The organism is Salinicola tamaricis (assembly GCF_003006155.1).
GTDB lineage: Bacteria > Pseudomonadota > Gammaproteobacteria > Pseudomonadales > Halomonadaceae > Salinicola > Salinicola tamaricis.
The window spans coordinates 4209017-4228605 of the sequence record NZ_CP023559.1 but is presented as its reverse complement, the minus strand read 5'-3'; the positions used below and the strand labels follow the sequence as shown (position 1 = coordinate 4228605).

The window sequence follows — 19589 nt, the reverse complement described above, 5'->3', positions numbered from 1 at the left end:
CCATGGCCGTTCAAGGAAGACGCAGGCCCCCGCTCTATGGGGACTGGCCATTCGCCCGCCGTACGGGTACCCGTTCGATCATCCTGATCCTGCTCATCGTCGCTCTCCTTGCCAGCGCGCTGGCGATCATCAGCACGTCCCACCTCACCCGGCTGCAGTACGCCCGGCTGCAGAAACTCGAGAATCAGCGTGATGCGCTGCAGACCGAGTGGGGCCGCCTGCTGCTGGAGGAGAGCACCTGGTCGTCGCCGGCGCGTATCGAGGCGCTCGCCAGCAAGCGTCTGGACATGCGCGTGCCGAGTGTGGGTGACGTCAAGGTCATTACCCCATGAGCGCCACGCGCCGACGCACCGCCACACCCAAGTCGCGAGCCCCCGGCGCGCCGCTGGGCGGCGGTCGCTACTGGTTCATGCTGGGCGTCATTCTGGTCGCCCTCGCCGCACTGGTCGGGCGTGGCGGTGGTCTACCTGCAGGTGATCGACCGCAGCTTTCTGCAGAACCAGGGTGACGCGCGCACCCTGCGGGTGGAGTCGATCGGTGCCCACCGCGGCATGATCAGTGATCGCAACGGCGACCCGCTGGCGATCTCGACGCCGGTGGTGACGCTGTGGGCCAACCCGCAGGAGCTGCCCACCGACCCGATCCAGCTCACCCTGCTGGCTCAGGCGCTCAAGCTCGATCCGCAGGAGCTGCGCGACCGCGTCGGCCGCTACGCCCAGAAGGAGTTCATGTATCTGCGGCGTCAGCTCACCCCGGCGCAGGCGCAGCCGGCGATCGATTTGCAGATGTCCGGGGTCTACGCCCGCGACGAGTACAAGCGCTACTATCCGGCGGGCGAGGTGGCGGCGCAGCTGGTCGGGGTGACCAATGTCGACGACCGCGGCCAGGAGGGGCTCGAGCTTGCCTACAACCGCTACCTGACCGGCGAGCCGGGCAAGCGGCGAGTGCTGCAGGACCGTAAGGGACGTCTGGTCCGCGACCTGCACCTGATCAAGGATGCCCGGCCTGGCGGCGACCTCAAGCTGTCGATCGACCTGCGCCTGCAGTACATGGCCTACCGCGAGCTGGCCGCCGGGGTGCGCGAGAACGACGCCGACGGTGGCTCGCTGGTGATGCTCGATGCCCACACCGGCGAGGTGCTGGCGATGGCCAACCTGCCTTCCTACAACCCCAACAACCGCTCCGACGTCGACGTGCGCGGGCTGCGCAACCAGGCGATCACCGACGCCATCGAGCCAGGGTCGGTGATGAAGCCGCTGGCGATGTCGGCGGCGCTGGCCTCCGGCGAGTACACCCCGCAGAGTGTCATCGATACCTCGCCCGGCTGGATGGTGGTGGACGGCTACACCATTCGCGACTTCCGCAATTACGGCAAGCTCACGCCGGCGGGCATTCTGCTGCACTCCTCCAACATCGGCATGGCGCACATCGCGCTGTCGCTGCCAAGGACACCATCTGGAATCGCTATCGCCAGCTCGGTCTGGGGCAGTCACCGGGTACCGGCTTCCCGGGCGAAAACAGCGGTAGCCTGCCGTCGCTGACCAATCTGCCGCGCAGCGCCCAGGCCGCGATGGCCTACGGCTACGGTATCGCGGTCACGCCGCTGCAACTGGCCAGCGCCTACACCGCGATCGCCAACGACGGCAAGCGTCTGCATCCCTCACTGCTCAAGCTCAACGGCGAGCCGGAGAGTGACCAGGTGATGGCACCCAAGGTGGCGCATGAGCTGCTCGAGATGATGGAGCAAATCGTCAAGCCCAATGCCGGCGGGCACCTGGCGATGGTTCCCGGCTATCAGATCGCGGGCAAGACGGGTACGGTGCGCAAGGTCACCAGTACCGGCTATCAGAAGACCGCCTATCGTGGGCTGTTCGCCGGTATCGCCCCGGCCACCAACCCGCGCATCGTTACCGTGGTGATGATCGACAATCCCAAGAAGGGCGATTACTACGGCGGGCTGGTCGCCGCGCCGGTATTCAGCCGCGTGGTCGGCAGCGCCCTGCGCCTGCTCGACGTACCGCCGGACCAGCCCGAAGAGGAGACGGCACCATGACGCTCGAAGTCGAAGTCTCGCGTCTGATCGACGCGCTCGAGGCGCTGTGGCCACAGGCCGATCTGGCGTCACTGCGACGACGTCTGGCGGATGCCGACAGCGTGACGCTGGCGCTCGACAGCCGCGGAGTGAGCGGCGGTGCTGAGCTGTTCATCGCGCTGCCCGGAGTGGCACGCGATGGGCGCGAGTTCATCGCTGAGGCGCTCGAGCAGGGCGCGGCGCTGGTGCTGGCCGAGGCCGAGGGGCTCGATGCTGCGTGGCAGGATGACGCCCGCGTGCTGGCGTTGCCAGGGCTCGCCGAGCGGCAGTCCGAATTCGGCCGTCAGCTGTTCGCGGTGCCCGATAGCCTGACGCTGATCGGCGTCACCGGCACCAACGGCAAGAGTTCGGTCACCCACTATATCGCCACGCTGCTGGAGGCCGTGGGGCGCCCGGCAGCGGTGATCGGCACGCTCGGCTATGGCCGCCCGCAGCGGCTCAAGGCGGCGCGCCAGACCACGCCGGGACCGCTCGAGCTGCAGCAGATGCTGGGCGAGCTCGCCAGCGAAGGGGTCGAGACCGTGGCCATGGAGGTCTCCTCCCACGCCTTGGAGCAGGAGCGTCTCGGCGATACCCCGATCACGACCGCGGTCTTCACCAATCTGAGTCGTGATCATCTCGATTATCACCGCAGCATGGCCGCCTACGCCGCGGCCAAGGCGAAGCTGTTCCGCCGCGAGGGTCTGCGGCTGGCGGTGGTCAACGCCGACGACCCGCTGGCGCGGCTGATGCTGGCGGGGCTGGCTCCCGGAGTACGCGTGCTGGCCACCGGTATGGCCGAGGCGACCACGCTACGCGTGGCCGGCTGCGAGACGCTGCCGCAGGGGCTCCACGCCGTGGTCGCCTCGCCGGAAGACGAGCACCTGCTCGAGCTGCCGCTGATGGGGCGCTTCAATCTCGACAATGCGCTGCTGGCGATGACTACGCTCTATGGCCTGGGCGTGCCGCTGGCGACGCTGTGGCCGGCGGCACAGTCGCTGTCGCCGGTGCCCGGACGCATGCAGCGGCTGCCGCGCGATCCTGACAGTGAAATACCCAGCGTGGTGATCGACTACGCCCACACGCCGGATGCGCTGGACAATGCCCTGATCGCGCTGCGTGAGCATCTGCCGGCCCAGGCGGATAGCCAGCTGTGGTGCGTGTTCGGCTGCGGCGGCGACCGTGACAGCGGCAAGCGCCCGCTGATGGCGGCGGTCGCCGAGCGCCACGCCGATCGGCTGGTGGTGACCGACGACAACCCGCGTAGCGAGAACCCTGCGACCATTCGCGGCGAGATCGTCGCCGGCCTGTCGCCCGCGGCGGCGGCCAATGCCTGGTCGATCGATGGCCGCGGCGAGGCGATCCGGCGGGTGATCGCCGAGGCCGGCCCCCACGATATCGTGCTGATCGCCGGCAAGGGGCACGAGGATTACCAGGAGATCGCCGGGGTGCGCCATCCGTTCGACGATCTCGAACAGGCCCGGGCGGCGTGCGCGCTGCGGGAGGCGCAGGCGTGAACCTGAGTCTGAACGCCATCGCCGCGACCCTGGGGGCGCCCGGGGTCGCTGAGGATAGCGAGGTCGCGCGCATCGTCACCGACACTCGCGAGCTGGCCCCGGGAGATCTGCTGGTGGCGCTCAAGGGTGAGCGCTTCGATGCGCACGACTTCCTCGCCACGGCGCGCGAGCGCGGTGCGGTGGGGGCCGTGGTGGCCCACCCGGTGACCGACCCGCTGGCGCAGATCGTGGTGCCGGATACTCGCCTGGCGCTGGGTCTGCTGGCGCGTGCGCACCGGCTGGCCTGGGCGGGCGAGCTGGTGGCGGTCACCGGCAACAGTGGCAAGACCACGGTCAAGGAGCTGCTCGCGGCGATTTTTTCCCGACGCGCTCCGACCCTGGCCACCCGCGGCAATCTCAACAATGACATCGGCGCGCCGCTGACCCTGCTGGGGCTGCGTGCGGATCATCGCTACGCCGCGGTGGAGCTGGGTGCCAACCACCTCGGCGAGATCGCCTGGACCACGGCGCTGGCTCGGCCGCAGGTGGCGATCATCACCAACGTCACCGGCGCCCATGTGGGCGAGTTCGGCGGCATGGGGCAGATCGCCCAGGCCAAGGGCGAGATTCTCGCCGGCCTGGGTAGTGAAGGTGTCGCCGTGCTCGACCGTCAGCAGCACTATTTCCCGGTATGGCGGGCGCTGGCGGGCAGCGCCCGCGTGCTCGACATTGCCATCGACGCCCCGGCGGCGGTCACCGCACACGATCTGGTCTGTGATGACGCCGGACGTTATGCTTTCACGCTCTCGCTGCCGGACGCCCCGGCGCGGACGGTGAAACTGGCGCTGATCGGGCGCCACAACGTGCGCAATGCGCTGGTAGCCGCGGCAGCGGCCCACGCGCTGGGGTTCGCGCCGGACGAGATCGTCGCCGGGCTCGCCGCGACTACTGCGATGAGCGGACGCATGCAGATGGTGGCGGGCGTTCGCGGCAGCTGCCTGATCGACGACAGCTACAACGCCAACCCAGGCGCCATGCGCGCCGCGCTGGAGACGCTGGCGACCCTGCCGGCACCGCGCTGGTGCTTTCTCGGCGCGATGGGCGAGATGGGGGCTGAGTCGGCGGCGCTGCACGCCGAGGTGGGGCGCACCGCGCGCGATCTCGGTATCGATTGTCTGGGCACGTTCGGGGAACCGGCGCGTGCCGCAGCCGAGGCCTTCGGTGACGAAGGCCACCATTTCGACGACTGGGCGGCGCTCGAGCGCTTCGCCCGTGATCAGTTGCCTTCCCACGCCAGCGTACTGGTCAAGGGATCACGTAGTGCCGGTATGGAACGACTCGTGACCGCGCTGCGTGACGACGCCTCAAGGTGAATCGGACTCATGCTGCTTTTTCTGGCTGAACTGCTGACGCATTTTCAAAGTGCCTTCAATGTCTTCGGATATCTCACCCTGCGCATCATCCTGGGGACGCTGACGGCGCTCTTCCTGAGCCTGTGGATGGGGCCGCAGATGATCAAGCGCCTGGTCGAGCGTCAGATCGGTCAGGCGGTACGCGACGACGGCCCGCAGTCGCACCTCTCCAAGGCCGGCACCCCGACCATGGGGGGCGCACTGATCCTGATCTCGATTGCCGTGAGCACGCTGCTGTGGGGCGATCTGACCAATCATTATGTGTGGCTGGTGTTGGCGGTCACGCTGGGCTTCGGCGCGATCGGCTGGGTCGATGACTTCCGCAAGGTGGTGGAGAAGAACCCTCGCGGCCTGCCGGCACGCTGGAAGTACTTCTGGCAGTCGGTGATCGGCCTCGGCGCGGCGCTGGTGCTCTATTTCACGGCTGCCAGCCCGGTCGAGATCAGTCTGATCGTGCCGCTGTTCAAGGATGTGGTGATTCCCCTCGGCGGCTTCTTCGTGGTGCTCAGCTATCTGGTCATCGTCGGTAGCTCCAATGCGGTCAACCTGACCGACGGGCTCGACGGGCTGGCGATCATGCCCACCGTGCTGGTGTCCATGGGGCTGGCGGTGTTCGCCTATGCCAGCGGCAATGCGGTATTCGCCAACTATCTGCACATTCCCGAAGTCCCCGGGGCCGGCGAGCTGGCGGTCTTCTGCGGCACCATCGCCGGGGCCGGACTCGGCTTTCTGTGGTTCAACACCTATCCGGCTCAGGTGTTCATGGGGGATGTGGGTGCGCTGGCACTGGGTGCCGCGCTGGGCGTGGTCGCGGTGATCGTGCGCCAGGAGATCGTGCTGTTCATCATGGGCGGGGTATTCGTGATGGAGACGGTCTCGGTGATCCTGCAGGTCGGCTCCTACAAGCTGACCGGGCGGCGCATCTTCCGCATGGCGCCGCTGCATCACCATTTCGAACTCAAGGGGTGGCCCGAACCGCGCGTCATCGTGCGTTTCTGGATCGTCACCGTGATGCTGGTCCTGCTGGGGCTGGCGACGCTCAAGCTGCGCTGATCCCATGAGCTCGATATCGCAGCGTGCCAACGACCTGCCGGCCGGCCCGCGTCTGGTGGTGGGCCTGGGTATCTCCGGGCGCGCCATCGCGCGTTTTCTGCGCGCGCGCGGCGAAGCCTTCGTCATGGCGGATACGCGCAGCGCGCCGCCGGGCCTGGAAGCCTTCCGCGCCGATTTCCCCGAGGTGTCGCTGCACCTGGGCGCCCTCGAGAAGCTGGATCTGGACGCCTTCAGCGAGATCGCAGTGAGCCCGGGAGTGGATACCGTGGGCGCCGGGCTTGCGCCCTATCGGCATAAGTTGGTGGGTGAGATCGGGCTGTTCCGGCGCTACTGTCAGGCGCCGCTGGTGGCGATCACCGGCTCCAACGCCAAGTCCACGGTGACCACGCTGGTGGGCGAGATGGCCCGGGAGGCGGGGCTCGACGTCGCTGTCGGCGGCAACCTCGGTGAAGCGGCACTGGATCTGCTGCTCGACCGGCCCGAGGCGGCCTGGTTCGTGCTCGAGCTGTCAAGTTTTCAGCTCGAGAGTCTCGACACGCTGGATGCGACCTGTGCCGCCTTTCTCAATCTCTCCGAGGATCACCTCGACCGCCACGGCGACATGGCCGGCTATCGCGCCGCCAAGGCACGTATCTTCCGCGGCGCCGAGCGGGCGGTGGTCAATGCCGAAGATAGTGCCACCTGGCCCGACGACCCCAGCTACCCTGCGTGCGCTTCACCCGGGCCGCCCCGCCGGCACCAACGAGTGGGGTGTGGCGATGCCTGCCGGTGCCGACACGCCCTGGCTGTGTCGCGGCGCCGAGGGGCTGATGCCGGTGTCGGAGCTGGCCATGGCGGGGCGCCACAACCAGGCCAACGCCCTGGCGGCGGCGGCCATCGGTGAGGCGATGGGCCTGCCGTGGGCGGGGATGCGCCAGGTGCTGAGGCGTTTTGCCGGGCTACCACCCGCGGCGAGGTGGTGCTCGAGCGCCACGGCGTACGCTGGATCAACGACTCCAAGGGCACCAACGTCGGCGCGACCTTGGCCGCCATCGCCGGCGTCGGCGAAGGGCTCGCCGGGCGCCTGGTGTGGCTCGGCGGGGGCGTGGGCAAGGGCGCCGATTTCACCCCGCTGGCACCGCCGCTGGCACGCCACGCGCGCGAGGCGGTGGTCTTCGGCCAGGATGCCGAGCGCCTGGCCGCGGCACTGGCCGGGCATCTTCCGGTGACCCGGGTCGAGACCCTGGCCGAGGCGATGCGTCGCGCTGCCGCCATCGCCGAGCCCGGCGACTGCGTGCTGCTGTCGCCGGCCTGTGCCAGTCTCGATCAGTTCCCCAACTATCTGGCGCGCGGCGCGGCGTTCCGCGAGATTCTGGCGCAAGGGCAGGAAGCCACATGCTGAAAGGGTTGGAACAACGCTTTACCACCCGCCATCAATCCTTCGATGGCTGGTTGCTGCTGTCGGCATTGGCGCTGATGCTGATCGGCTGGGTCATGGTCACGTCGGCGTCCACCGAGATCGCCGCCAGTCTCACCGGCAATCCTTACTACTTCAGCATTCGCCACGGCATCTTCGTGCTCGCGGCGATCGGGGTTGGCCTGCTGGCGGTGCGTCTGCCGCTGTGGTGGTGGCGCGAGAAGGGGCCGATGCTACTGATCCTGGGGCTGGCGCTGCTGGTGCTGGTGCTGCTGGTGGGCGCGAGATCAACGGCAGCCGGCGCTGGATTCCGCTGGGCATCGTCAACGTCCAGGCCTCCGAGGTCGCCAAGCTGTTCATGATCGTCTATGTCGCCGGATACCTCGAGCGCTTCCTGCCCGAGGTGCGGCGCACCTGGGGCGCCTTCATGCGCCCGCTGGCGGTGATGGCGCTGATCGGCTTTCTGCTGATTCTGGAGCCGGACTACGGCGCCGTGGTGGTCATGACCGGCTGCGTGATGGGCATGCTGCTGCTCTCCGGTGCGCCGCTGTGGCGCTTCCTGCTGATCCTGATCGTGGTCGGCTCGGGCGCGGTGATGCTGGCCGTGGCCGAGCCCTATCGCTTGCAGCGTATCACCAGCTTCGCCAACCCCTGGGCGGATCAGTACAACACCGGCTATCAGCTGACCCAGGCGCTGATCGCCTTCGGCCGCGGGCACTGGTTGGGGCTGGGGCTGGGCAATAGTGTGCAGAAGCTGTTCTATCTGCCCGAGGCGCACACCGACTTCGTGTTCGCGGTGCTGGCCGAAGAGCTGGGGCTGTTCGGGGCTGTGGGGGTGATCCTGCTGTTCGCCCTGCTGGTGTTCCGCGCCTTTCGTATCGGACGCAAGGCGGAGCTGGCGCGGATGCCGTTCGCCGCTTACCTGTGCTACGGCATTGCGCTGGTGATCGGTGCCCAGGCCTTTATCAACATCTCGGTGAGTTCCGGCATGCTGCCGACCAAGGGGCTGACGCTGCCGTTGTTGAGCTACGGCGGCTCGAGCCTGATCGTCAGCGGCATCATGGTGGCGATGCTGTTCCGGGTCGATGCCGAGGTTCGCCGCGGCCAGCGTCGCGCTGCCGCGGCGGCGCAGGGCCGCCGCAGGAGTCCGCGGCGCGGCAGTCGCAGGGGAGCGAGACATGAGCCAACTCGAGCGCGTCCTGATCATGGCCGGGGGGACCGGTGGCCACGTGGTGCCGGCGCTATCGCTGGCGCGGGCGCTGGTCCAGCGCGGCGTCACGGTCGAGTGGCTGGGCAGCCCACGGGGATCGAGAATCGGCTGGTGGGCCGGCGGCCGGACTGGTGCTGCATCGGATCGATGTGGCCGGACTGCGGGGTAACGGTCTGGCTGGCTGGCTGGCGATTCCGTGGCGCCTGAGTCGTGCGGTGCTGCAGGCGCGCCGGGTGATCCAGCGCTTCGACCCGCAGCTGGTGGTCGGGCTGGGCGGCTTCGCCAGCGGCCCCGGCGGGCTCGCCGCGCGGCTCTGCGGTAAACCGCTGCTGGTGCATGAGCAGAACGCGATCGCGGGGCTGACCAATCGCGCCCTGGCGCGCCTGGCGACGCGCACCTACGCCGCCTTTCCGGGTGCTTTTCCGGGCTCGCGTGCCGAGGTGGTGGGCAATCCGGTGCGTGAGGAGATCGCGCGTCTGGGTGAGTCGCCGCGGGATGCCGCGGCGATGGCCGGGCGGCCGCTGCGGCTGCTGGTGCTGGGCGGCTCGCTGGGGGCGCAGGCGCTCAACGAGCGTCTGCCCGAGGCGCTGGCAGCGCTACCCGCCGAGACCCGTCCGGCGGTACGCCATCAGGCCGGCCGCGACAAGGAATCAGCGACCCAGGTGGGCTACCGCGAGGCTGGGGTGGCCGCCGAGGTGAGCGACTTCATCGATGACATGGCCGAGGCCTATGACTGGGCCGATCTGATCGTCTGTCGTGCTGGTGCACTGACGATCGCCGAACTGAGTGCGGCGGCCAAGCCGTCGCTGCTGGTGCCGTTCCCCCACGCGGTGGACGATCACCAGACCCACAATGCGCGCCATCTGGTCGCGGCCGGTGGCGCCGAACTGATACAGCAGAGCGAGTTGACGCCGCAGCGCTGACGCAGGCGCTCGACGCGCTGCTGCGCCCCGACGTGCTCGCGCAGATGGCGATCCAGGCACGCCGGGTAGCGCATCTGGATGCCATCGAGCGCATGCTCGAGGGCTGCATGGAGGTGACAAGTGAGCGATAGCATCGAGAATCGTCCGGTCCGTTCGCATCTGGGGATGCGGCGGATCCGCGGGATTCACTTCGTCGGCATCGGCGGTGCCGGCATGTGCGGCATCGCCGAGGTGCTGGCCAACGAGGGCTACACCGTCAGCGGCAGCGATCTGCGCGAGTCGACGGTGACCCAGCATCTGCGTGAGTGCGCATTCGCGTGGCGATCGGGCATGCCGAGGTCAACGCCGAGGGCGCCGACGTGGTGGTGGTCTCCACCGCGGTGGACGCCAGCAATCCGGAGATCGCCTGGGCCCGGGAGCACCGCGTGCCGGTGGTGCGGCGCGCCGAGATGCTGGCCGAGTTGATGCGTTTTCGCCATGGCATCGCAGTCGCCGGCACTCACGGCAAGACCACCACTACCAGTCTGCTGTCGACGCTGCTGGGCGAGGCGGGGCTCGACCCGACCTTTGTCATCGGTGGCAAGCTGACCAGCGCTGGCACCAATGCGCGTCTGGGCGCCGGCGAGTTCCTGGTCGCCGAGGCCGACGAATCGGATGCTTCTTTCCTGCACCTGCAGCCGATGACCGCCATCGTCACCAACATCGATGCCGATCACATGGCGACCTACGACGGTGACTTTTCGCGCTTGAAGAATACCTTCATCGAGTTCCTGCACAACCTGCCGTTCTACGGTCGCGCGGTGCTATGCATCGATGACGACAACGTGCGCGAGCTGTTGCCGCGGGTGCAGCGCCACTTCGTTACCTACGGCTTCAGCGAGGACGCCGACTTTCGCGTCAGCGAGTTCTGGCAGGAGGCGGGGGAGATCGGCTTCGTCGCGGTGCGCCCCGAGGGGCACGCCGATCTGCGCATTCGACTGGCGATGCCGGGGGCGCACAATGCCCTCAACGCGCTGGCAGCGATCGCGGTGGCCACCGATGCCGGTGTCGCCGACGCCGATATCGTCGCCGGCATGGCCTCCTTCGGCGGCGTCGGCCGGCGCTTCCAGGTGCACGGTCACTATCCGCTCAAGCTGGTGGCGAGGTGATGCTGGTGGATGACTATGGCCACCACCCACGTGAGGTCGAGATGGTGATTCGCGCGGTGCGTGCCGGCTGGCCGGAGCGTCGTCTGGTGATGGTCTACCAGCCGCACCGCTATAGCCGTACCCGGGATCTCTACGAAGACTTCGTGCGCGTGCTCTCGGGAGTCGACACGCTGCTGCTGCTGGATGTCTACAGCGCCGGCGAGGCGCCCATCCCCGGTGCCGAAGGCAAGATGCTGGCCGGCTCGATCCGCCAGCGCGGTCTGGTCGATCCGATGTTCGTCGAAGACAAGGCCGCGCTGCCCGATATGCTCTCCCATGTGTTGCGACCCGACGACATCCTGATCACCCAGGGCGCCGGCGATGTCGGTGGTATTGCGCTCAAGCTGGCCGGTAGCGGCCTCGATCTCGACGAGGTGGTGCTTTGAGCCCGAGCTCGACTCGCTTGCCGAGCATCGTGCGGAGGCGTCAACGATGAACGCCAATGCGCGGGGTGCGCTGATCGGCGTGCTGATGATCTTCGTGCTGCTGGGCGCCGGCGGGCGTGCGCTGTGGCTGTGGCTGGACAAGCCGATAGCCCGGGTCTCGATAAGCGGTGACCTCGAGTATGTCAGCGCCAGTTACCTGCAGCAGCTGGCACCGCTGATCCGCGGCCACACCTGGCTCTCCATCGATCTGCCGGCGCTGCGCGACCAGGCACGCCAGATCCAGTGGCTGCGCGAGGTCAAGGTCACCCGCGAGTGGCCCAATGCGCTGCGCTTCGAGCTCTACGAGCAGGACCCGGTGGCACGCTGGAACGACGACGCGCTGCTCAACAGCCGCGGCCAGCCTTTCCTCCCCGGGCCGATCGACGACTTCGGCCGGCGCCTGCCCGACCTCGGCGGCCCCGAGGGTAGCGGGCGTGAAGTACTGGCCTACTATGACTCGCTGCGGCGCACGCTCTCCGATCTCGGACTCGATGTCACTCAATTGCGCCTCGAAGCGCGTGGGGCATGGCGTTTTCAGGTCAACGACAATGTCTGGGTGATCCTCGGGCGCAGCGATCTGGATGCCCGACTGGCGCGTTTCATCGCAGCCTGGCAGCGCCAGTTGGGCGCCCAGGCGTCGCAGATTCGCTACATCGATCTGCGTTATCCCAACGGCGTCGCGGTGGCCTGGCACGGAGAGACCGACACCAGCGCCGAGGTCAACTAGCTCGGCGATGTGATAGCGAACGCGGGCGTTTGCGAGTCGGATCGCACTCGCGGCTCTAGGTCGGGTGTCCCGCGTCATGACATGCGTAGACACTCGTCGGCGTTGCCATCTCGCTACACTTGCGACAAAAAAAGCGGCCCTTGGCGTGTCCATTTCCCTTTTTTAGAAAAAGGGCTTACTGTGGCTTTTGTTTCAGCGATGGGCTGGTGAAAAAGGTGCGCTTGTTTCTATAATAAGCCCGGATCTTTATTGGCCCATTTTTGACGGGTTTTATCGGTGTTTGAGGAGCGATCCCGACCTATGGCAGGACAATCCAACGCTTCCAATATGGTGGTCGGGCTGGATATCGGAACATCCAAGGTGGTCGCCATCGTGGGCCAACCCACGGACGATGGCGGTTTGGAAATCGCCGGGATTGGTTCGCACCCTTCGCGTGGCATGAAGAAGGGGGTGGTGATCAATATCGAGTCGACCGTGCAGTCGATTCAGCGTGCCGTCGAGGAAGCCGAGCTGATGGCCGGCTGCGACATCCATTCCGTCTATGTCGGCATCGCCGGCAGCCACATCAGCTCGATGAATTCCGATGGCGTGGTCGCCATCAAGGAGCGCGAGGTCGGACCCAGCGACATCGAGCGGGTGATCGATTCTGCCCGGGCGCGCGCCATCTCCGAGGGCCAGCGCGTGCTGCACGTCATCCCGCAGGAGTTCGCGATCGACACCCAGGAAGGGATTCGCGAGCCGCTGGGGATGTCCGGGGTGCGTCTGGAAGCGCGCGTGCACCTGGTGACCGCCGCGCTCAATGCGGTACAGAACATCGAGAAATGCGTGCGCCGCTGTGGTCTCGAGGTCGATGACATCATTCTGGAGCAGATCGCTTCCAGCCACGCCGTGCTCACCGAAGACGAGCGCGAACTGGGCGTCTGCATGGTCGATATCGGTGGCGGTACCACCGATATCGCGGTGTTCACCGAAGGGGCGATTCGTCACACGGCAGTGATCCCGATCGCCGGCGACCAGGTCACCAACGACATCGCCATGGCCCTGCGCACGCCGACCCAGTACGCCGAAGACATCAAGGTCAAGTACGCCTGCGCGCTGACCCAACTGGCCAGCAGCGATGAGATGATCAAAGTGCCGAGCGTCGGCGATCGCCCATCGCGCGATCTGTCGCGCCAGGCCCTGGCCGAGGTGGTCGAGCCGCGCTACGAGGAACTCTTCACGCTGGTGCGCGAGGAGCTTCGGCGCAGCGGCTACGAGGATCTGGTCGCCGCTGGCGTGGTACTCACCGGGGTGGCACCTCGCGCATGGAGGGGGTGGTCGAGCTGGCCGAGGAGATCTTCCACATGCCGGTGCGTATCGCCTCTCCGCACAATGTGCGCGGTCTGGCCGACGTGGTGCGCAACCCGATTTATTCGACCGGGGTAGGTTTGCTACTCTACGGCATGCAAGACGCCAAGCACGCTCGCGCAGTATCAGCCCAGCCTCAACGGGAAGAGCTTCTTCCCCGACGCGGAACCAGGGACGAGGTTTCGGCGTTGGCGCGACTCAAAGGCTGGTTTAAAGGAAATTTCTGACAGGCCGCGATGCGGTCTTGGAGACGGGGCAATGTTCGAACTAGTAGATAACGCACCTTCCAGTAGTGCAGTCATCAAAGTCATCGGTGTCGGCGGCGGTGGCGGCAATGCCGTCAACCACATGGTCGAGAGCAACATCGAGGGCGTCGAGTTCATCTGCGCCAACACCGATGCCCAGGCGCTCAAGCGCGTGGCGGCCAAGACCGTACTTCAGCTGGGTGGCGAGATCACCAAGGGCCTCGGCGCCGGTGCCAATCCGGAAGTCGGGCGTCAGGCGGCGATGGAAGATCGCGAGCGCATCGCCGAAATGCTGCAGGGTGCCGACATGGTCTTCATCACCGCTGGCATGGGCGGTGGCACGGGTACCGGCGGCGCCCCGGTCGTTGCCCAGGTGGCCAAGGAGCTGGGTATCCTGACCGTGGCGGTGGTCACGCGCCCGTTCCCGTTCGAGGGGCCCAAGCGCATGCGTGCGGCGGAAGAGGGCATGAAGGCGCTCTCCGAATACGTCGACTCGCTGATCACCATCCCCAACGAGAAGCTGCTTTCGGTGCTGGGCAAGAATGCCAGCCTGCTGACTGCGTTCAGCGCCGCCAATGACGTGCTGCTGGGCGCAGTGCAGGGGATTGCCGAGCTGATCACCAGCCCGGGTATCATCAACGTCGACTTCGCCGATGTGCGCACCGTGATGTCCGAGATGGGCATGGCGATGATGGGCACCGGCGCCGCGACCGGTGAGAACCGCGCCCGCGAGGCCGCCGAGAAGGCGATCCGCAGCCCGCTGCTCGAAGACATCGATCTGCACGGCGCCCGCGGCATCCTGGTCAACATCACCGCCGGGCCGGGCCGGATCTCTCCATCGGTGAGTTCAACGATGTCGGTGCGACGGTGCAGGAGTTCGCCTCCCAGGACGCGACCATCGTCGTGGGTACCTCGATCGACATGGAGATGTCCGACGAGCTGCGCGTGACCGTGGTGGCCGCTGGCCTGGATGCGCAGAAAGAGAAAGCGCTGCCGCGTGAGAGTGTCGCCTCGCGCCCCGAACCGACCGATTACCGCAAGCTGCAGCAGCCCGCCGTGATGCGCCAGCAGGCCGCCCGCGCCGAGCAGGAAGCAGCCGCAGCCAAGAAGCAGCAGAGCCAGGAGAAGCGCAAGTCTGCCGAGATGGATGACTATCTCGACATTCCGGCCTTCCGCGGCGCCAGGCGGACTGAACACAGAGCGTCACACGACGCTCATCATTCTGTCACGTCGATATGTTTGGTGAAACGGTCGTTCGGTGATAGTGAACACCGTTTTCAAACTATTTGACTGTCAGGTCGATGCCGATGATCAAACAACGAACGTTGCAGAACACGATCCGCGCCACGGGCGTGGGCCTCCACTCCGGAGAGAAAGTGTATCTGACGCTGCGTCCCGCGGCGCCCAATACGGGCATCGTGTTCGTGCGCACCGATCTCGACCCTGTCGTGCAGATTCCCGCCGACGCCCAGAGTGTCACCGACACCAAACTGTGTACGCGCTGTCGCGGGATGGCGTCAAGGTGGCCACGGTCGAGCATCTGATGTCGGCGTTTGCCGGTCTCGGTATCGATAACGCCTATGTCGAGCTGAGCGCCGCCGAAGTGCCGATCATGGATGGCAGCGCCGGCCCGTTCGTATTCCTGATCCAGTCTGCCGGTATCGCCGAGCAAGCTGCGCCCAAGAAGTTCATCCGCATCAAGCGTGAGGTGACGGTCAGCGACGACGGTAAGCAGGCCACCTTCCTGCCGCACAACGGCTTCAAGGTGAGCTTCGCGATCGATTTCGACCACCCGGTGTTCGACCAGCAGAAGCAGACCGCCAGCGTCGATTTCTCCACGACCTCCTTCGTCAAGGAAGTGTCGCGGGCGCGTACCTTCGGCTTCATGCGTGATCTCGAATTCCTGCGCTCGCAGAATCTGGCCCTTGGCGGCAGTCTCGACAACGCTATCGTGGTCGACGACTATCGCATCGTGAACCAGGACGGCCTGCGCTACGAGGACGAGTTCGTCAAGCACAAGATGCTCGACGCCATCGGCGATCTCTACCAGCTGGGCTACAGCCTGATCGGTGAGTTCCGCGGCTACAAGTCTGGCCACGGCCTCAACAATCAGCTGTGTCGCGAGCTGCTGGCGCATCCGGAAGCCTTCGAGATCGTGACCTTCGAGGAGGCCGCCCAGCCGGCGCCGATCTCCTACGCGGCCCCGGCGATGGCCTGACGACAACACTGTTTCGATCGTCGCCGCAGACAACAGCGCGGCCACGATCCACGAAGACGCCGACCCAATGGGTCGGCGTCTTCGTTTTCGGGAATGGTGCTGGGTGGTCGAGCTCACTCGTTGCTCGAGAGGGCGATCTCTGCTGGTCTAACGCGAGCTGTCGTTGCCGTCTTCGGAATCCGCGGGCGCGGCGTGGGAGGCGAGGCGGGTGAGCGCGCGCCGCAGCGGCGACTCTTCCATACCCGCCGCGCATTGCGTCAGTGCGTTGGCGCCGGCCGGGGTCAGATGGCGGACCTGGCGCGGGGCGACCTTGACCGGGCGCACCGGGCGTACCTTGAGCGACAGCTTCATCACCGCCTCGAAGCCCGGTAGCTGATGCAGCAGCTTGAGCAGGCGCGGCTGCTCGTAGCGCAGCCAGGTGAGCCAGGCGGCGCGATCGGTGATCAAGGTGAGGACGCCGTCGCGGTAGCCGCCGACGAACACGTGCTCAGCCACGTCCGCTGGCAACTGGCGGCGCAGATGGCGCTGGGCGCGGTCGATCAGCGTGGCCATGCGCACCACGTCGCCGAGGCCGCTGGGCTGGCCGAGCAGATGGGAAACGGACTGGGCTCGAAAACGCTTAGCCTTTATACTCATCGGCTTGCACGCAGTGGGGAAAGTTCCCCCAAACCTATCACGACGCGGAGTTCGTCGACAGCATGACATCGGCCCATTCGCATTCCGGCCACACGGGCGCTCGCTGGCGACCGCGCCAGCGGGCGCACTGGTGGCTGGCCAGCGTGCTGGTGGGTTGCCTGCTACCAGCCGGACTGGTGCAGGCCGAGGCGCTGCGCCTGGCTGAGCGTCTGGCCCAGGTCTACCTGATGGCGCCGGAGGAGATCCGCGCCGAGTCCCGCCGTGTCGCCCGTGCACCGACCACGCATCCGCAGCCGCCGCGGCTGGCATTGCCGACCCTGGTCGGTGTGCTGCCGGCTCTGGTTGCGGTGCGGCGCCTGGCGCACGACGCCTTCTCCCGCCGCGGTCCGCCACTTCCTGCCTGACTTTCATCGCTTGTCGCAGCGCCGCTACCGCCGGCCCGAAGGCCGCGGAGGCGCCCATGAATGACGCAGGAACTCCATCATGTTGAACGTATTGGTCAAGAAACTCGTCGGCTCGAAGAACGAGCGCGACGCGTCAAGCGGATGCGCAAGCAGGTCACGGCGATCAATGCGCTGGAAGAGAGCATCGCCGCGCTCGACGATGCCGCGCTCGCCGCCAAGACCGCCGAATTCCGCAGCCGCCTGGAAGCCGGTGAAAAGCACGATGCCCTGCTGCCCGAGGCCTCGCCGTGGTGCGCGAGGCGAGCAAGCGGGTACTCGGCATGCGCCATTTCGACGTCCAGGGTCGGCGCATGGCGCTGCACGATGGGCGTATCGCCGAGATGAAGACCGGTGAGGGTAAGACCCTGGTGGGCACCCTGGCGGTCTACTTCAACGCGCTGCCGGGCAAGGGCGTGCATGTGGTTACGGTCAACGACTACTTGGCCAGCCGTGACGCCAACTGGATGCGCCCGCTGTATGAATTCCTCGGCCTCAGCGTCGGCGTGATCGCTTCCGGGCAGCCCAACGAGGAGAAGCGCAAGGCTACGCCTGCGACATCACCTACGGTACCAACAACGAGTACGGCTTCGACTATCTGCGCGACAACATGGCCTTTTCGCTCGAAGACAAGGTCCAGCGCCGCTCAACTACGCCATCATCGACGAGGTCGACTCGATCCTGATCGACGAGGCGCGTACGCCGCTGATCATCTCCGGCCCGGTGGAGGAGGATGTCGAGCTCTACCGCACCATCGGCACCCTGTCGCAGCGGCTCGAGCAGTGCAGTGACGAGGAGGACCCGAGCAGCGGCGACTTCCTGATCGACGAGAAGCAGAAACAGGTGGAGCTGACCGAAGAGGGCCACCAGAAGGTCGAGGGCTTGATGCGCGAGGCGGGCCTGCTCAAGGAGGAGGATTCGCTCTACGCGGTGCAGAACCTGGGCTTCTGCAGCATATCCACTCGGCGCTGCGCGCGCGCTGCCTCTACCATCGCGACGTCGACTACATCATCGCCGAGAATCAGATCGTCATCGTCGACGAGCATACCGGGCGTACCATGCAGGGCCGGCGCTGGTCCGAGGGCCTGCACCAGGCGGTCGAGGCCAAGGAGGGCGTGCCCATCCAGCGTGAGAGTCAGACGCTCGCCTCGACCACCTTCCAGAACTACTTCCGTCTCTACGACAAGCTGGCCGGTATGACCGGTACCGCCGACACCGAGGCGTTCGAGTTCAACCACATCTACGGCCTCGACGTGCTGGTGATTCCCACCAACCGCCCGCTGGCACGCCAGGATCTCAACGACCTGGTATTCATGAGCGCCGAGGAGAAGTTCGAGGCGATCATCGAGGACGTCAAGACCCAGCGTGAGGCCGAGCGCCCGGTGCTGGTGGGTACCGCCTCGATCGAGACCTCGGAGTATCTGTCGCGACTGATGCAGGCGCAGAAGATTCCGCACAACGTGCTCAACGCCAAGCAGCACGACAGCGAGGCCGAGATCATCGCTCAGGCCGGCCGCCCCGGCGCGGTCACCATCGCCACCAACATGGCCGGGCGCGGTACCGACATCATGCTCGGCGGCAGCTGGGAGGCCGATGTGGCCAAGCTGGAGTCGCCCAGCGACGCGCAGATCGAGGCGATCAAGGCCGAGTGGCAGCAGCGCCACGACGCCGTGCTCGCCGCCGGCGGCCTGCACGTGGTCGGCTCGGAGCGCCACGAATCGCGGCGTATCGACAACCAGCTGCGCGGCCGTGCCGGGCGTCAGGGCGACCCGGGGTCGACCCGCTTCTTCCTCTCGCTGGAGGACAACCTGATGCGCCTGTTCGGCTCCGAGCGGGTGCAGCGTCTGATGGGCGCTCTGGGACTGGAGCGCGGCGAGGCGATCGAGCACAAGATGGTCTCGAACGCGGTCGAGCGCGCGCAGAAGAAGGTCGAAGGGCGCAACTTCGATATCCGCAAGCAGTTGCTCGAGTACGACGACGTCTCCAACGATCAGCGCCGGGTCATCTACGATCAGCGTGACGAAATCCTGGCCGCCGACGAGATCTCCGACAACATCGCCAACATTCGCGATGAAGTGCTCGATCAGACCATCTCCACCTATGTGCCGCCGCAGAGCCTGCCGGAACAGTGGGAACTGGCCAATCTGCAGGACCAGCTCAAGCAGGAGTTCAATCTCGATCTGCCGATCGTCGAATGGGCCGAGCAGGACCAGAATTTCAACGAAGAGATGCTGCGCCAGCGCCTGCTGGATCAGCACCGCGGCCAGTACACTGCCAAGGTGGAGGCGATCGGGCGCGAGATGATGCAGCGCTTCGAGAAGCAGGTGATGCTGCAGGTGCTGGATACCCGCTGGAAGGAGCATCTGCAGTCGATGGACCACCTGCGTCGGGGTATCCATCTGCGCGGCTATGCCCAGAAGAACCCCAAGCAGGAGTACAAGCGCGAAGCCTTCGAGCTGTTCCAGTCGCTGCTCTACAACATCAAGCACGACGTGACGCGTATCCTGAGCCACGTTCAGGTACGCCGTCAGGAGGAGGTCGAGGATCTCGAGCGCCAGCGCCGCGAAGCGCTGGAGCGTGAACAGGCCGGCAGCCAGTCGCTTCACGAGGATGCGGTGGCTGCCGCGCGTGAGACCGCCGAAGGTGCCGAGGAGCCCGCCGCCCAGACTGCCGACGACAACGCGCCGGTGCGCCGCGAAGGGCCCAAGGTGGGGCGCAACGACCCCTGCCCGTGCGGCTCGGGCAAGAAGTTCAAACAGTGCCACGGCAAACTGAACTGAGCATGACTCGGCGCCGCGTCGCG

Annotated in this window: 9 protein-coding genes and 8 pseudogenes; 16 read left to right on the top strand and 1 reads right to left on the bottom strand. The window is 66.6% G+C overall.

Annotation, left to right across the window (positions count from 1 at the left end; genetic code table 11):
* The first annotated feature begins 2 nt into the window (after positions 1 to 2).
* The 14 genes and pseudogenes from ftsL to lpxC all read left to right on the top strand — a co-directional run bounded on the left by ftsL (position 3) and on the right by lpxC (position 15710).
* Complete coding sequence (ftsL, locus tag CN538_RS19390; RefSeq protein ID WP_106420481.1) at positions 3 to 332, top strand: cell division protein FtsL; 330 nt, start codon at positions 3 to 5, stop codon at positions 330 to 332.
* Positions 329 to 2053 (top strand): annotated as a pseudogene (locus CN538_RS19385) (peptidoglycan D,D-transpeptidase FtsI family protein). The gene ftsL and the pseudogene CN538_RS19385 overlap by 4 nt, the downstream one beginning before the upstream one ends.
* Positions 2050 to 3588 carry a UDP-N-acetylmuramoyl-L-alanyl-D-glutamate--2,6-diaminopimelate ligase gene (locus tag CN538_RS19380; RefSeq protein ID WP_106420480.1) on the top strand — a complete coding sequence of 513 codons (1539 nt, stop codon included), beginning with the start codon at positions 2050 to 2052 and terminating at the stop codon, positions 3586 to 3588. Before CN538_RS19385 ends, CN538_RS19380 begins: the two are co-directional and overlap by 4 nt.
* On the top strand, positions 3585 to 4940 hold the full coding sequence (locus CN538_RS19375; RefSeq protein ID WP_106420479.1) for a UDP-N-acetylmuramoyl-tripeptide--D-alanyl-D-alanine ligase: 1356 nt from the start codon (positions 3585 to 3587) through the stop codon (positions 4938 to 4940). Before CN538_RS19380 ends, CN538_RS19375 begins: the two co-directional genes overlap by 4 nt.
* Positions 4941 to 4949: 9 nt before the next feature.
* Positions 4950 to 6032 (top strand): phospho-N-acetylmuramoyl-pentapeptide-transferase, encoded by a 1083-nt coding sequence (gene mraY, locus CN538_RS19370; RefSeq protein WP_035473771.1) that lies wholly within the window; start codon positions 4950 to 4952, stop codon positions 6030 to 6032.
* 4 nt (positions 6033 to 6036) lie between these two features.
* Entirely contained in the window at positions 6037 to 6915 is an 879-nt protein-coding gene (locus CN538_RS23730; protein WP_242495406.1) for a Mur ligase family protein, read from the top strand.
* Between the two features lie 15 nt (positions 6916 to 6930).
* Positions 6931 to 7413: a glutamate ligase domain-containing protein gene (locus CN538_RS23725; protein ID WP_242495405.1), complete on the top strand. Its 483-nt coding sequence runs from the start codon at positions 6931 to 6933 to the stop codon at positions 7411 to 7413.
* Positions 7407 to 8464, top strand: a pseudogene (ftsW, locus tag CN538_RS25720) (putative lipid II flippase FtsW); the annotation flags it as partial. The gene CN538_RS23725 and the pseudogene ftsW, both read left to right, overlap by 7 nt.
* A 142-nt stretch (positions 8465 to 8606) precedes the next feature.
* Positions 8607 to 9692 (top strand): annotated as a pseudogene (gene murG, locus CN538_RS19355) (undecaprenyldiphospho-muramoylpentapeptide beta-N-acetylglucosaminyltransferase).
* Positions 9693 to 9726: 34 nt separating this feature from the next.
* Positions 9727 to 11134, top strand: a pseudogene (gene murC / locus CN538_RS19350) (UDP-N-acetylmuramate--L-alanine ligase).
* Positions 11135 to 11180: 46 nt separating this feature from the next.
* Positions 11181 to 11900 (top strand): cell division protein FtsQ/DivIB, encoded by a 720-nt coding sequence (locus CN538_RS19345; protein ID WP_106420478.1) that lies wholly within the window; start codon positions 11181 to 11183, stop codon positions 11898 to 11900.
* A gap of 300 nt (positions 11901 to 12200) precedes the next feature.
* Positions 12201 to 13267, top strand: a pseudogene (ftsA, locus tag CN538_RS19340) (cell division protein FtsA); the annotation flags it as partial.
* 238 nt (positions 13268 to 13505) lie between these two features.
* Positions 13506 to 14685 (top strand): annotated as a pseudogene (ftsZ, locus tag CN538_RS19335) (cell division protein FtsZ).
* 114 nt (positions 14686 to 14799) lie between these two features.
* Positions 14800 to 15710 (top strand): annotated as a pseudogene (lpxC, locus tag CN538_RS19330) (UDP-3-O-acyl-N-acetylglucosamine deacetylase).
* Positions 15711 to 15857: 147 nt separating this feature from the next.
* Here lpxC and CN538_RS19325 read toward each other — a convergent pair.
* The gene (locus CN538_RS19325; RefSeq protein ID WP_106420477.1) at positions 15858 to 16346 is read right to left on the bottom strand and encodes a DUF721 domain-containing protein; all 489 of its coding nucleotides are present in this window, start codon (positions 16344 to 16346) and stop codon (positions 15858 to 15860) included.
* 62 nt (positions 16347 to 16408) lie between these two features.
* Here CN538_RS19325 and CN538_RS21385 point away from each other — a divergent pair, with 62 nt between their 5' ends.
* Positions 16409 to 16750 (top strand): hypothetical protein, encoded by a 342-nt coding sequence (locus CN538_RS21385; RefSeq protein WP_188115178.1) that lies wholly within the window; start codon positions 16409 to 16411, stop codon positions 16748 to 16750.
* Positions 16751 to 16829: 79 nt separating this feature from the next.
* Positions 16830 to 19566: pseudogene (gene secA, locus CN538_RS24695) on the top strand (preprotein translocase subunit SecA).
* The last annotated feature ends 23 nt before the right edge of the window (positions 19567 to 19589 follow it).